Below are 13,929 nucleotides of genomic sequence, written 5' to 3' on the forward strand. Positions count from 1 at the left end.
GCACGCGGACGACATCGCGGCGGCCGCCTGCTATCTCGCGAGCGCGCCGGGCGTCACCGGCGCGACGCTGACCGTCGACGGCGGCGAGCACCTCGTGCCGCCCGCCGCCGGCCCGAATGAATGAACTGCGCGGAAACGCGCGGCCTGAGCGCCGCCGCCCGCGCCGCTTTGCGTGCGCGCACGCCAATTTGACTGGGACGACCATGTTTTCCGCTCTCCTGCACCCCCGCCTCGCGGACTGCCGCAGGCTCTACCTGCGCGACTACGAAGTGCACATCAACATCGGTGCGTTCGAACACGAGAAGCGCGGCGAGCAGCGCGTCGTCATCAATATCGACCTGTTCGTGCCGCTCGCGCTGTCCACCCCGGTCGACGACCGGCTGCATGAAATCGTCGACTACGATCTGATGAAGCAGAGCGTCACGCAATGCCTGGCGCGCGGCCACATCCACCTGCAGGAAACGCTGTGCGACGCGATCGCCGCGCGCCTGCTGGCGCACGATGCCGTGCGCGCGGTACGCGTCCGTACCGAGAAACCGGACGCTTATCCGGACTGCGACGCCGTCGGCGTCGAAGTCTTTCGCATCAAGGACGAGGAGCGCGCATGAACGCCCCCCACATGAATGACACGGCGGCCGATGCCGCCACCCTCGACACGCCCGCCGCCCCGGCCGGCCGCCCGGCGCTCACGCGCCGCGAACAGAAGGACGCGTACGAGAACAACAAGCTGTTCAAGCGGATCGTGCGCCAGGTCGGCCAGGCGATCGGCGACTTCAACATGATCGAGCAGGGCGACAAGGTCATGGTGTGCCTGTCGGGCGGCAAGGACAGCTATGCGATGCTCGACGTGCTGCTGCGCCTGCGCGAGCGCGCGCCGATCGATTTCGACATCGTCGCGGTGAACCTCGACCAGAAGCAGCCGGGCTTCCCCGAGCACGTGCTGCCGGAATACCTGAAACAGGTCGGCGTGCCGTTCCACATCGAGAACCAGGACACCTACAGCATCGTCAAGCGGCTCGTGCCCGAGGGCAAGACGACCTGCTCGCTGTGCTCGCGGCTGCGCCGCGGGATCCTGTACCGCGTGGCCGGCGAGCTCGGCGCGACCAAGATCGCGCTCGGCCACCACCGCGACGACATCGTGCAGACGCTGCTGCTCAACATGTTCTACGGCGGCAAGCTGAAGGGGATGCCGCCGAAGCTGCAGTCGGACGACGGCAAGAACATCGTGATCCGCCCGCTCGCGTACGTGAAGGAAACCGATCTGGAGAAATACGCGGAGCTGCGCGAATTCCCGATCATCCCGTGCAACCTGTGCGGCAGCCAGCCGAACCTGAAGCGCGCGGAAATGAAGGCGCTGATCCGCGAATGGGACAAGCGCTTCCCGGGCCGCGTCGAGAACATGTTCAACGCGCTCGCGAAGGTCGTGCCGTCGCACCTGATGGACACGACGCTGTACCCGTTCCAGTCGCTGCGCGCGACGGGCGAGGCCGATCCGCAGGGCGACATCGCGTTCGACGAGGAACCGTGCGCGTCGGGCGACGACAGCGCGGCGCCGGGCGGCGCCCAACCGATCTCGATCGTCCAGTTCGACGACCTGTAAGCGGGGCCGGAACCCTTGTCGGAACGGGGCCGCAAGTCCTCTTTCCGGCACTGTCGCCCCGCCGCGACAGGCCCGGGACGCCGGGGGCCGCATGCTAAAATAGGCGGCTTCGAACTCCTCTTACAGCTGGCGCCATGAATATCGTGATTTTGGCGGCAGGCACCGGCAAGCGCATGCGTTCCGCGCTGCCGAAAGTGCTTCATCCCCTGGCCGGCAGGCCGCTCCTCTCCCACGTCATCGACACCGCGCGCACGCTGCAGCCGTCCCGGCTCGTCGTCGTCGTCGGTCACGGCGCCGAGCAGGTCCAGGCCGCCGTCGCCGCGCCCGACGTCCAGTTCGCGGTGCAGGCCGAGCAGCTCGGCACCGGCCACGCGGTGCGCCAGGCGCTGCCGCTCCTCGATCCCGCGCAACCGACGCTCGTGCTGTACGGCGACGTGCCGCTCACGCGCGCGTCGACCTTGCAGCGCCTCGTCGATGCCGCGCGCGAGGGCCGCTACGGAATTCTGACGGTCACGCTCGACGATCCGACCGGCTACGGCCGCATCGTGCGCGACGCGGCCGGCTTCGTCACGCGCATCGTCGAACAGAAGGACGCATCGCCCGAACAGCTGAAGATCGCCGAAATCAACACCGGCATCATCGTCACGCCCACAGCCCAGCTGTCGATGTGGCTCGGCGCGCTGAAGAACGAGAACGCGCAGGGCGAGTACTACCTGACCGACGTCGTCGAACTGGCGATCGAGGCCGGTTTCGAGGTCGTCACCGCGCAGCCCGACGAGGAATGGGAAACGCTCGGCGTGAACAGCAAGGCGCAGCTCGCCGAGCTCGAACGCATCCACCAGCGCAACATCGCCGACGCACTGCTCGTCGCGGGCGTCACGCTCGCCGATCCGGCGCGCGTCGACGTGCGCGGCACGCTGCGCTGCGGGCGCGACGTGTCGATCGACGTGAACTGCGTGTTCGAAGGCAACGTGACGCTCGCCGACAACGTGACGATCGGCGCGAACTGCGTGATCCGCAACGCGTCGGTCGGCGCGGGCACGCGCATCGACGCGTTCACGCACATCGACGGCGCCGAGCTCGGCGCGCACACCGTGATCGGCCCGTACGCGCGGCTGCGCCCCGGCGCGCAACTCGCGGACGAAGCGCACGTCGGCAACTTCGTCGAGGTGAAGAACGCGGTGATCGGCCACGGCTCGAAGGCGAACCACCTCACGTACATCGGCGACGCCGACATCGGCGCGCGCGTGAACATCGGCGCGGGCACGATCACCTGCAACTACGACGGCGCGAACAAGTTCCGCACCGTGATCGAGGACGACGTGTTCGTCGGCTCCGACACGCAGCTCGTCGCGCCCGTGCGCGTCGGCCGCGGCGTGACGATCGCCGCCGGCACGACGATCTGGAAGGACGTGGCCGACGGCCTGCTCGCGTTGAACGAGAAGACCCAGACCGCGAAGAGCGGCTACGTCCGCCCGGTCAAGAAGAAAAGCTGAACCTTTTGCGGGCGCCCCGACGGCGTCCGCGTCGACTTACAGGACTCACTCATTCATGTGCGGCATTGTCGGCGCAGTTGCGCAGCGTAATATCGTTCCGGTGCTGATCGAAGGATTGCGGCGCCTCGAATACCGTGGCTACGACTCGTGCGGCGTCGCCGTGCTCGAGCCGGACGCACCGAAGCGCGCGCGCAGCGTCGCACGCGTCGCCGATCTCGACGCGCAGGTGCGCGAATCGCACCTCGAAGGCACCACCGGCGTCGCGCACACGCGCTGGGCGACGCACGGCGCGCCCGTCACGCACAACGCGCACCCGATCTTCTCGTCGAACGCGCTCGCACTCGTCCACAACGGCATCATCGAGAACTTCGAATCGCTGCGCGAAGCGCTGCGCGCGAAGGGCTACGAATTCGTGTCGCAGACCGACACCGAAGTGATCGCCCACCTCGTGCACAGCCTGTATCGCGGCAACCTGTTCGACGCGGTGCGCGAGGCGGTCGGCCAGCTGCACGGCGCGTATGCGATCGCCGTGATCCACAAGGACCAGCCGCACACCGTCGTCGGCGCGCGCCAGGGTTCGCCGCTCGTGGTCGGCCACGGCGACGGCGAGAACTTCCTCGCGTCCGACGCACTCGCGCTCGCGGGCAGCACCGACCGCTTCACGTTCCTCGAGGAAGGCGACGTGTGCGAGCTGTCGCTCGACGGCGTGAAGATCGTCGACCGCAACGGCGCCACCGTGCAGCGCGAGATCCGCGTGGTCAGCGCCTACGGCGGCGCGGTCGAACTCGGGCCGTATCGCCACTTCATGCAGAAGGAAATCTTCGAGCAGCCGCGCGCGATCAGCGATACCGTGCCGCAGACGGATGCATTCGACGCGACGCTGTTCGGTGACGCCGCGCCCGCCGCGTTCGCGGACATCGACAGCCTGCTGATCCTCGCGTGCGGCACGAGCTACTACTCGGGCCTGACCGCGAAGTACTGGCTCGAATCGATCGCGAAGATCCCGACCCAGGTCGAGATCGCGAGCGAATACCGCTACCGCGAATCGGTGCCGAACCCGCGCCAGCTCGTGCTGGTGATCTCGCAGTCGGGCGAGACCGCCGACACGCTCGCCGCGCTCAAGCACGCGCAGTCGCTCGGCCATACGCATACGCTCGCGGTCTGCAACGTCGCGACGAGCGCGATGGTGCGCCTCACCGAAATGCAGTTCCTGACGCACGCAGGCACCGAGATCGGCGTCGCGTCGACGAAGGCGTTCACGACGCAGCTCGTCGCGCTGTTCGTGCTGGCGGCCACGCTCGGCAAGCTGCGCGGGCACGTCGATGCCGCGCAGGAAGCTGAATTCCTGAAGCAGCTGCGCCACCTGCCCGCCGCGCTGAACAGCGTGCTCGCGCTGGAGCCGCAGATCATCGCGTGGTCGGAGGAATTCGCGCGCAAGGAAAACGCGCTGTTCCTCGGCCGCGGGCTGCACTACCCGATCGCGCTCGAAGGCGCGCTGAAGCTGAAGGAAATCTCGTACATCCACGCCGAGGCCTATCCGGCCGGCGAACTGAAGCACGGGCCGCTCGCGCTCGTCACGGAAGCGATGCCGGTCGTCACGGTCGCGCCGAACGACACGCTGCTCGAGAAGCTGAAGTCGAACATGCAGGAAGTGCGTGCGCGCGGCGGCGAGCTGTACGTGTTCGCCGATGCCGACACGCAGATCGTCAACGACGACGGCCTGCACGTGATCCGGATGCCGGAGCACTACGGGCAACTGTCGCCGATCCTGCACGTCGTGCCGCTGCAATTGCTCGCGTATCACACCGCGTGCGCACGCGGCACCGACGTCGACAAGCCGCGGAACCTCGCGAAATCGGTGACGGTGGAATAAGGCGGGAAGCCGGGATGGCCTCCGCAGGGCCGTCCCGGGCGCGGTCCGGCGTGAAGCAGGCCATTCGGCCAGGTCGAGATTTATACCACTTAGTGGTATATAATCCTGTGCAAACTCGACCGACCCGACATGCCTGCTTCCGTACGACGCGTCTTCAAGACGAAGTGGTTTCACAAGGCAGCGAGAAAATCAGGCATCGCCGATGCCGAACTCTGCCGTGCCGCGCAGGAACTGGCACGCGGCCAGGGCATCGAGCTCGGCGGCAACGTCTGGAAAAAGCGCCTGGACGGCAATCGGCAGCGCGGGATCGTGCTGAGCAAGGTCGGGCGAGCGTGGGTGTTCGTGTTCCTGTTCGCGAAACGCGATCGGGACGACATCGACGAACGCGAACTGCGCGCCTTCAGAAAGCTCGCCGCGGATATCGGGCGCCGCAGCGACACCGAGGTCGCGACGCTGATCGCCCTGAAAGAGCTTGTGGAGATTTGCAATGGCTAAGAGTCGATTCAAGAGCGATGCGACGGAGGCGATTCACAGCGCCGCGTCGGGCCTCTATCGCGCCAAGCTGATCGACAAGAAGACGATGCGCGAATACGACGATCTCTGCATCGAAGCCGCGCCGCAGTTCGACCCCGAGGCAATCGCCCGCATCCGCAAATCCGTCAACGTCAGCCAGAGCGTGTTCGCGCTCTACCTGAACACGACGGCTTCGACGATCCGCCAATGGGAACAGGGCGACAAGCGGCCGAGCGGCATCGCGGCCCGGATGCTGCAGATCGTCGAGAAGCACGGGCTCGAGGTGTTCTCCTGAGCCACTGCCCTGAATGCGCATGCACGGCCGGCTGAACGCGGGTCGCAAGGAATATGACGGAGAGACAATGGTAAGACTGATTGGATGCGGTGTGCTGGCGCTGACGTTCGCGTCGACGGGCTGGGCCGCCGAGCATTACGTCGAGGTCTGGAACCCGCCCGAGGCGCGGAAGCCGGCAGCCCATGCGCCGGAAGTCCGTACGCCGGCCACGCACACGGGCGCCGACACGCGCACCGGCAAGAGCGCGGAGAAGCACGCGAACGCCACCCCGAAAGCCGCGGCGAAGCCGCACAAGCGCCGCGTCGCGCAGGCGGTGAAAGCCGATTCGCATCGCCCGCCCGCGGCCGGGACGCCGGCCGCTCCGCGCCCCGTTGCGCAGCCCGCACCGGGACGCCTGACGGTGATGCAGCCGGCTGCGCCCGATGCGCCGCACGCACTGAATTACTCCAACATCCCGCGTCAATACACGCCGGACGGCAACGTGCTGCAGGTCGGCACGCACGGCCGCGCCGCGGAGGTGACTCGATAATGGAAGCGCAAACCTACCACGGCTACCAGATCTGGGGCCACGCGATCCTGCAGCAGGACGAGATCCTGCAACCCGAGCGCTTCGCGGCGAGCGGCACGATCACGCAGAACAACAAGCTGGTCGAGGCGTCCGGCGTGCTCGGTGTGTTCGACACCGAGGACGACGCGCGCGAAGCAGGGCTCGAATGGGCCCGCGCCTGGATCGACAGCCACCGCTGAGCCAGCGCCGCGCATCGCGCCGGCCGCACTCCGCACATGAAAAAAGGGGCGTCATGGACGCCCCTTTCCTCGTCGACCCCGAACAACTCAGGCTGCAGGCCGTGGCGGCCGCATTGCCGTCTGCGGCCGGCCGACGAGCCGTGCCAGCCCGACGATCGTGGCCAGTGTCGCGAGGTACGCGACGATCTGGATCCCCGCCGGACGCGCGGTATAGCCGATCAGCGCATGCAGCGCCTTGCCGACGAGGCTCGAATCCTTGAGCAGCCACGACGTATCCCAGATCGTATCGCCCCACGACGGCACGAGGCCCGCCGAGAGCAGGAAGCCGACGCACTGGCTGGCCATCCCCGCCGCGAGCAGCACGATCAGCCAGTTGGTGACGGAGAACAGGCGCTTCAGCGGAATCTGCAGCAGACCCGCATACATCCCGTAGCCGAGCCCGGCGCCGCCCAGCACACCCAGCAGCCCGCCGACGATCATCTGCGGCGTCTGCCCCGGATCGCCCGCCGCGATGCCGTACAGGAACAGCACGGCCTCGGAGCCTTCGCGCAATACCGCGACGCCGACCACGATCGCCAGCCCCGTCAGCGGCTTGCTGCCGTCCGCGACGGCGCGCCCGACCGCGGTCATCTGCATCGCCATCTCGCGGCCGTGCCGGCTCATCCAGATGCTGTGCCACGCGAGCATCAGCGTCGCGACGAACATCACGCCCGCATTGAAGACTTCCTGCCCCATGCCGGACGCCCACTGCGAGATCCCGTCGGCGAACGCGGCGATCAGGCCGGCGCCGATCACGCCGCCCGCCAGCCCGCCGCCGACCCACCAGCCGCGCCGCGGCACGCCCTTGGTGGCGGCCATCACGATCGACACCACCAGCGCGGCCTCGAGCACTTCACGAAAGACGATCAGGGCAGTAGACAACATGGCGATATGGGCTTACTTGACGGTGAGGTGCGTCTTCGACTGCGCTTCGTGATACTCGTCGTGGAATTCGTACGTGCCGGCCTTCAGCGGCCCGACCAGGATCTCCACCGACTTGCCGGCGGGCACGACCTTCTCCGCCTTGAAGTCGTCGCTCTCGAATTCGGCAGGCGTCGCGTCGAGGTTCTTCACGACGAACTTCACCTTCTTGCCGGCCGGGATCGTCACGCCATCAGGCGAAAACTTGTGGTCCTTCAGGGTCAGGTTGACGACATCGTCGGCCGCGAATGCGGACGTGGCCGATGCGCCCAGCAGGGCCAGCGCGAAGCCGAAAGCAAAACGGTTCATGAGGGTAACGAATTGAAATATCGAAGGGAACCGATACTAAGATCGATTCGCATTTTCAACTCGCGTACCCTTACTGGCGACATGGTGATCCCGCTTCATGGATCGCCGTCGCGCGTTGCCCGGCAAGGCATCCGCCCCGCCGCGCCCGGAACGCTTCGCCGTCAATCGGGATAAATTCCGAATGACGTCAAAGGCGCGACCGCAATTCGTCAGACTTCACGTTTACAATCGTCTGTCGCTGCAGCGACGCCGCGACACGGATTTGCCGCAACACGCGTACGCTTGACCTTCCCACCGTGGCAAGCTTCATGCTGTCGATGCTTGTCAATCGTCAACTCAGGAGAACACGATGGAATTCGAAGTCCAGGACATGACCTGCGGCGGCTGCGCCAACGCCATCACGCGCGCGGTAACGGCCGCCGATCCCGCCGCGAAGCTCGACATCGACGTCGCGGCGAAGATCGTCAAGGTCGAATCGGCGCAAGGCGCCGAGCGCGTGCAGTCGATCATCGAAGCCGCCGGCTTCCACCCCGCGCTGCGCGCCGCATAACGTCCGCACCCTGCGAACCGCGGGCACACCGCCGACCGGCGCTGCGCCCGCGCCCGATTGCGCGTCAGCGCAGCCGGATCAGCGTCGATTTCAGCTCGGTGTATTTCTCGAGCGCATGCAGCGACTTGTCGCGGCCGTTGCCCGACTGCTTGTAGCCGCCGAACGGGAAGTTCATGTCGCCGCCCTCGTCGTAGCAGTTCACCCAGACGGTGCCCGCACGCAGCCGGCGCGACACGTCGTGCGCGGTCGTCAGGTTCGACGTCCACACGGCCGCTGCCAGCCCGTATTCGGTGTCGTTCGCGATCCGCACCGCTTCGTCGACATCGTCGAACACGATCACCGACAGCACGGGCCCGAAGATCTCCTCGCGCGCGATCTTCGCGTCGGGCTTCACCTCGAACACCGTCGGCTCCACGTAGAAGCCGCCCGTTTCCGCTTTCACGCGCGCACCACCCGTGACGAGCCGGCCTTCGCTGCGACCGGCCTCGATATAGCCGAGCACGCGCTCGAGCTGGATGCCGTCGACGATCGCGCCCATCGACACCGACGGATCGAGCGGATTGCCGGGCACGTACGCGCGTGCGGCCGCGACGAGCTTCTCGATGAACGCGTCCTTGATGTCGCGATGCACGAGCAGGCGCGAGCCTGCCGTGCACATCTCGCCCATGTTGTAGAAGATCGCGCCGGCAGCCGCCTGCGCCGCGCGGTCGAGATCGGGACAATCGGGCAGCACGATGTTCGGCGACTTGCCGCCGAGTTCGAGCCACGCGCGCTTCAGGTTCGACTGCGCGGCGTACTGCATGATCAGCTTGCCGACCGCCGTCGAGCCCGTGAACGCGATGCAGTCGACGTCGCGATGCAGCGCGAGCAGCTTGCCCGGCTCGCCCGCGCCAGGCACGACGTTGAACACGCCGGCGGGAATGCCGGCCTCAACCGCGAGTTGCGCGACACGGATCGCGGTCAGCGGCGATTTTTCCGACGGCTTCAGCACGACGCTGTTGCCGGCCGCGAGCGCGGGACCGAATTTCCACGCGGCCATCAGGATCGGGAAGTTCCACGGCACGACGGCGGCCACCACGCCGACCGGCTCACGCGTGACGAGACCGACGAGATGATGATCGGCCGGCGCAACCTCGCCGCCCACCTTGTCGATCGCTTCCGCAAACCATTCGACGCAGTACGCGGCGCCCGGCACGTCGACCGTCGTCGTGTCGCCGATCGGCTTGCCGGCGTCGAGCGTTTCGAGCAGTGACAGCTCGTCGAGATGCTCGCGCATCAGCGCGGCCCAGCGCAGCAGCACGGCCTTGCGCGCACGCGGGTTCAGGCCGGCCCACACGCCCGCGTCGAACGCGCGGCGCGCGGCGGCAACAGCCGCGTTCACGTCGGCTTCGCCGCAATCGGCGACCTTCACGAGCACGCGGCCGTCGATCGGGCTCACGCAGTCGAACGTCTTGCCGCCGTGCGCGTCGCGCGACGCGCCGTCGATGAATGCGCGCCCTTCGATCTCGAGCGACGCCGCCTTGTCCTGCCAGTCAGCCAAAGTCAACTTGTTCATCAGGATGCCTCAGTTTTTTGGCATTCGCGATGCGGCACGCCGCTGCGCATGACGCGCAGCCGGCCGGCAGCGAATGCAGTGACGCGCGGGGGGAGCTCAGAAGGTCGCCGGCGAATTGGCCGAGACGACCTCGCAGATCAGATCCGCGCTGGGATTGCGAAAACGGTGCGGCAAACGGCTTTCGAAGTAGTAGCCGTCTCCGGGGTCGAGCAGCCACGTCGCGCCGTCGACGGTCAGCTCGAGCCGGCCCGACACGACGACCCCGCCCTCGTGCCCCGCGTGCACGAGCATCTCGGGCCCCGTATCGGCCTGCGGCTGGTAGATCTCGCGCAGGATGCACATGTTGCGATCCTTCATGCTCGCGCCGACCAGATGAAACGCGAGCGTGTCGTTGCCGAGGTTCGGCATCTCGTCGCGACGCGACACGACCGAGCGCGATTCGACGAGCTCGAACGTGAAGAACTCCGCGAGACTCATCGGGATGCATTCGAGCAGCTTCTTCAACGAGCCGACCGACGGGCTCACGCGGCCCTGTTCGATCAGCGAGATCGTGCCGTTGGTCACGCCGGCCCGCTTCGCGAGTTCGCGCTGCGACAGGCCATGCTTGTTGCGCACGAAACGCAGGCGCTCGGCGACTTCGGTGGACATCGATTCGGTTTCGGACACGATAAGTGCGATGACAAAGTGAAACGACGCGGTGGACAGCCGTTGAATATTCTAATCACTTTATGCCGCACATCAGCGGGGAAAACCCTGAAAGGCGTTCGAAATAATGAACACCCCGTCGATTATTCCTTTTGCGAATCTTTTGTTCGCACTGCTCGGGAAAGCCCTGATACAGCACCGTTAAAAAACATTTGACGCCGTTTTTGGCTCGTATATGCTGGCTCTCAGGTTAGCGTCATCAAGCATTCATCGGCAGCAAAAAACGTTATTGCAACGCAAAAATTGATGCCCATCAATGTAAATAACGCGTAACCGGCGCCTTGATTATTTTAAACGCCCCGCGCGTCGAAACGGTCAGGTGTTCAATACTTTCAACAACCCAGTCGAGTGTAATCGTGAGAGTCCGTGGCCCTCTGGTGAGGTGGGATCGAGGCGATGTGCGAAGTTTGCGCAGCGCGGCGTCCGCTTCCGACGACGGCAGTTGCGGCTGGCATAGTCCTCGCCTGCTTCACCTGTCGATCTACACCATCCTGTCCCGTCGTTCCGTTCGGCGTCACAACGCCGTTTCCGCACGCGCATTCGTCGCCGTCGATACCGACGAAGTGGCGTCGCTGCTGCCGTAGCGCCTCTCCTTTCTTTACGTCGTTCGTTTCACCTGCTGATTCGCCAACCGCATCGTCCGTGCGGTGACGGAACGCGTTCGCGCATGCATTGCCGCGTCGCGTGTCGCAATGAAACGAACGACGGCCTGATCGTCGCGCGCAGCGCGGATCGCCACGCCATCCCGTTGCGCCCATTCACCAGCGGCCCTGCCTCTCGCGCAAGGCTGCGGGGCTGTTGCACGCCGGCGTTTCGCCACATCCGGCAAGCAAGACGCAACAACCCTCCGGATAACTGATTGACGTCATGGATAGAAGGAAACCTCTCGTCGGCATCACCGCCGACCACACGCAAATCGGCGCGCATGCGTCGCATACGGTCGGCGACAAATACGTCGCCGCGATCGTCGACGGCGCGCGGGCGTTCGCGATGGTGCTGCCCGCGCTCGGCGAGCGCCAGTCGGTCGACGACGTACTCGACACGGTCGACGGCCTGCTGTTTACCGGCAGCTACTCGAACGTCGAGCCGCACCTGTATGGCGGCGAACCGAGCGCACCGGGCACGAAGCACGACCCGGCCCGCGACGCGACCACGCTGCCGCTGCTGCGCGCGGCGATCGCCGCGGGCGTGCCGGTGCTGGCCGTCTGCCGCGGCTTCCAGGAACTGAACGTCGTCTGCGGCGGCACGCTGCACCAGCGCGTGCACGAAGTGCCGGGCCTCGCCGATCACCGCGAGGACGACGACGCGCCGATGGAGACGCAGTACGGCCCCGCGCACGTCGTGCGCCTGACGCCCGGCGGCACGCTGCACGCGCTCGCCGGCGGCCGCGACGAGGTGCACGTGAACTCGCTGCACAAGCAGGGCATCGCGCAGCTCGGCTCCGGCCTCGCCGTCGAGGCCGTCGCGCCGGACGGCCTGATCGAAGCCGTGAGCGTCGTCGATGCACCGGCCTTCGCCCTCGCCGTGCAGTGGCATCCGGAATGGCGCCATGCGCAGGACCCGCTGTCGAGCGCGATCTTCCGCGCCTTCGGCGATGCCTGCCGCGCCCGCCGCGCTGCCCGCACGCGCGCCATGGCCGCCGCCGCGCTCGCTTGAGCGCCGACCAAACCAACGAGAACAGACATGCAAGACATCGAAGACTTTCTGAAGCAGCACCGGATCACCGAGATCGAAGCGATCATTCCCGACATGGCCGGTATCGCGCGCGGCAAGATCACGCCGCGCAACAAGTTCACGTCCGGCGAATCGATGCGCCTGCCGCAGGCCGTGATGGTGCAGACCGTCACCGGCGAATATCCGGAAGACGGCTCGCTGACCGGCGTGACCGACCCCGACATGGTGTGCGTGCCCGACACGTCGACGATCCGCCTGATTCCGTGGGCCGTCGACCCGACCGCGCAGGTGATCCACGACTGCGTGCACTTCGACGGCTCGCCGGTCGAGATCTCGCCGCGCTACGTGCTGCGCCGCGTGCTCGACCTGTACAAGGCGAAGGGCTGGAAGCCCGTCGTCGCGCCGGAACTCGAGTTCTACCTGGTCGACATGAACAAGGACCCCGACCTGCCGCTGCGGCCGCCGGTCGGCCGTACGGGCCGCCCCGAAACGGGCCGCCAGTCGTATTCGATCGAGGCCGTCAACGAGTTCGACCCGCTGTTCGAGGACATCTACGAGTACTGCGAAGCGCAGAACCTCGACATCGACACGCTGATCCACGAAGTCGGCGCCGCGCAGATGGAGATCAACTTCATGCACGGCGACGCGCTGTCGCTGGCCGACCAGGTGTTCCTGTTCAAGCGCACGGTGCGCGAGGCCGCGCTGCGTCACAACATGTACGCGACGTTCATGGCCAAGCCGATGGAAGACGAACCGGGCTCGGCGATGCACGTGCACCAGAGCATCGTCGACGAGGAAACGGGCCAGAACCTGTTCACGTCACCGGAAACCGGCGGCGCGACGTCGATGTTCTACAACTTCCTCGCGGGGCTGCAGAAGTACACGCCGGCGCTGATGCCGATCTTCGCGCCGTACATCAACTCGTATCGCCGCCTGTCGCGCTTCATGGCCGCGCCGATCAACGTGCAGTGGGGCTACGACAACCGCACGGTCGGCTTCCGCATCCCGCACTCGGGCCCGTCGGCACGCCGCATCGAGAACCGCATCCCGGGCGTCGACTGCAACCCGTACCTCGCGCTCGCCGCGACGCTCGCGGCCGGCTATCTCGGCATGACGCAGCGCCTGGAGCCGACCGAGCCGCTCGTCAGCGACGGCTACGACCTGCCGTACCAGCTGCCGCGCAACCTCGAGGAAGGACTGACGCTGATGGCCGCCTGCGAGCCGCTCGGCGAGATCCTCGGCCACAAGTTCCTGAAGGCGTATTTCGCGCTGAAGGAAACCGAATACGAAGCGTTCTTCCGCGTGATCAGCTCGTGGGAACGCCGCCATCTGCTGCTGCACGTCTGAGCGTGCACTCGACCGAATACGGAATCACGGAGGAAACATGACGTACCGCAACGAATCTGCCTGGATCCAGCCGGCCGCACCGAGCGCCACGGCCGCCGCACCGCGCGCGACGCAGGCGCGCACGACCGCCGAATACCGCGCGCTCGACGCCGCGCACCACATCCACCCGTTCTCCGACATGGGCGCGCTGAACCGTGCAGGCAGCCGCGTGATCGTGAAGGCCGACGGCGTCTACCTGTGGGACTCGGACGGCAACAAGGTGATCGACGGGATGGCCGGCCTCTGGTGCGTGAACGTCGGCTACG

16 protein-coding genes and 2 pseudogenes are annotated in these 13,929 nt (G+C 66.5%); 14 read left to right on the plus strand and 4 right to left on the minus strand.

Translation table 11 applies throughout. The features are described from left to right. From G3N98_RS34315 to G3N98_RS34355, 9 genes and pseudogenes are all read left to right on the plus strand, one after another. A pseudogene (locus G3N98_RS34315) lies at positions 1-124 on the plus strand (short-chain dehydrogenase); the annotation flags it as partial. 79 nt (positions 125-203) lie between these two features. Then, on the plus strand, positions 204-608 hold the full coding sequence (locus G3N98_RS34320; RefSeq protein WP_206150633.1) for a dihydroneopterin aldolase: 405 nt from the start codon (positions 204-206) through the stop codon (positions 606-608). After that, complete coding sequence (gene ttcA / locus G3N98_RS34325; RefSeq protein WP_046544270.1) at positions 605-1,600, plus strand: tRNA 2-thiocytidine(32) synthetase TtcA; 996 nt, start codon at positions 605-607, stop codon at positions 1,598-1,600. Before G3N98_RS34320 ends, ttcA begins: the two co-directional genes overlap by 4 nt. 134 nt (positions 1,601-1,734) lie before the next feature. Continuing rightward, positions 1,735-3,096: a bifunctional UDP-N-acetylglucosamine diphosphorylase/glucosamine-1-phosphate N-acetyltransferase GlmU gene (gene glmU / locus G3N98_RS34330; RefSeq protein WP_089473671.1), complete on the plus strand. Its 1,362-nt coding sequence runs from the start codon at positions 1,735-1,737 to the stop codon at positions 3,094-3,096. Positions 3,097-3,151: 55 nt separating this feature from the next. After that, complete coding sequence (gene glmS, locus G3N98_RS34335; RefSeq protein ID WP_206150634.1) at positions 3,152-4,969, plus strand: glutamine--fructose-6-phosphate transaminase (isomerizing); 1,818 nt, start codon at positions 3,152-3,154, stop codon at positions 4,967-4,969. Positions 4,970-5,098: 129 nt separating this feature from the next. Then, a complete protein-coding gene (locus G3N98_RS34340; RefSeq protein WP_206150635.1) occupies positions 5,099-5,464 on the plus strand; it encodes a type II toxin-antitoxin system RelE/ParE family toxin in 366 nt (121 codons plus the stop codon). Beyond that, complete coding sequence (locus G3N98_RS34345) at positions 5,457-5,777, plus strand: DNA-binding transcriptional regulator (RefSeq protein WP_011353433.1); 321 nt, start codon at positions 5,457-5,459, stop codon at positions 5,775-5,777. The genes G3N98_RS34340 and G3N98_RS34345 overlap by 8 nt, the downstream gene beginning before the upstream one ends. A 67-nt stretch (positions 5,778-5,844) precedes the next feature. After that, positions 5,845-6,306: a hypothetical protein gene (locus G3N98_RS34350; RefSeq protein WP_206150636.1), complete on the plus strand. Its 462-nt coding sequence runs from the start codon at positions 5,845-5,847 to the stop codon at positions 6,304-6,306. Beyond that, complete coding sequence (locus G3N98_RS34355) at positions 6,306-6,524, plus strand: hypothetical protein (RefSeq protein WP_021162109.1); 219 nt, start codon at positions 6,306-6,308, stop codon at positions 6,522-6,524. Before G3N98_RS34350 ends, G3N98_RS34355 begins: the two co-directional genes overlap by 1 nt. Before the next feature lie 87 nt (positions 6,525-6,611). On the opposite strand, the gene G3N98_RS34360 is transcribed toward G3N98_RS34355, so the two are convergent. Together G3N98_RS34360 and G3N98_RS34365 are read right to left on the minus strand one after the other, a co-directional pair. Then, the gene (locus G3N98_RS34360; protein WP_089426492.1) at positions 6,612-7,448 is read right to left on the minus strand and encodes an FTR1 family protein; all 837 of its coding nucleotides are present in this window, start codon (positions 7,446-7,448) and stop codon (positions 6,612-6,614) included. Positions 7,449-7,460: 12 nt separating this feature from the next. Then, complete coding sequence (locus G3N98_RS34365; RefSeq protein ID WP_011353437.1) at positions 7,461-7,793, minus strand: cupredoxin domain-containing protein; 333 nt, start codon at positions 7,791-7,793, stop codon at positions 7,461-7,463. 349 nt (positions 7,794-8,142) lie between these two features. Between G3N98_RS34365 and G3N98_RS34370 the strand changes: the two genes are divergently transcribed. Then, the gene (locus G3N98_RS34370) at positions 8,143-8,343 is read left to right on the plus strand and encodes a heavy-metal-associated domain-containing protein (RefSeq protein ID WP_011353438.1); all 201 of its coding nucleotides are present in this window, start codon (positions 8,143-8,145) and stop codon (positions 8,341-8,343) included. Between the two features lie 64 nt (positions 8,344-8,407). Here the strand turns inward: G3N98_RS34370 and G3N98_RS34375 are convergent, their stop codons facing one another. Further along, on the minus strand, positions 8,408-9,898 hold the full coding sequence (locus G3N98_RS34375; RefSeq protein WP_206150637.1) for an aldehyde dehydrogenase: 1,491 nt from the start codon (positions 9,896-9,898) through the stop codon (positions 8,408-8,410). 96 nt (positions 9,899-9,994) lie between these two features. Further along, a complete protein-coding gene (locus G3N98_RS34380; protein ID WP_089426670.1) occupies positions 9,995-10,546 on the minus strand; it encodes a cupin domain-containing protein in 552 nt (183 codons plus the stop codon). 455 nt (positions 10,547-11,001) lie between these two features. On the opposite strand from G3N98_RS34380, the gene G3N98_RS40025 reads away from it, so the two are divergent. The 4 genes and pseudogenes from G3N98_RS40025 to G3N98_RS34395 all read left to right on the plus strand — a co-directional run. Beyond that, complete coding sequence (locus G3N98_RS40025) at positions 11,002-11,187, plus strand: hypothetical protein (RefSeq protein ID WP_043184603.1); 186 nt, start codon at positions 11,002-11,004, stop codon at positions 11,185-11,187. A gap of 283 nt (positions 11,188-11,470) precedes the next feature. After that, complete coding sequence (locus tag G3N98_RS34385) at positions 11,471-12,259, plus strand: gamma-glutamyl-gamma-aminobutyrate hydrolase family protein (RefSeq protein ID WP_206150638.1); 789 nt, start codon at positions 11,471-11,473, stop codon at positions 12,257-12,259. Between the two features lie 27 nt (positions 12,260-12,286). Then, on the plus strand, positions 12,287-13,624 hold the full coding sequence (locus G3N98_RS34390) for a glutamine synthetase family protein (protein WP_089426495.1): 1,338 nt from the start codon (positions 12,287-12,289) through the stop codon (positions 13,622-13,624). A 37-nt stretch (positions 13,625-13,661) separates the two neighbouring features. Then, positions 13,662-13,929, plus strand: a pseudogene (locus G3N98_RS34395) (aspartate aminotransferase family protein); the annotation flags it as partial.

This window comes from Burkholderia sp. Tr-20390 (assembly GCF_017104595.1).
GTDB lineage: Bacteria > Pseudomonadota > Gammaproteobacteria > Burkholderiales > Burkholderiaceae > Burkholderia.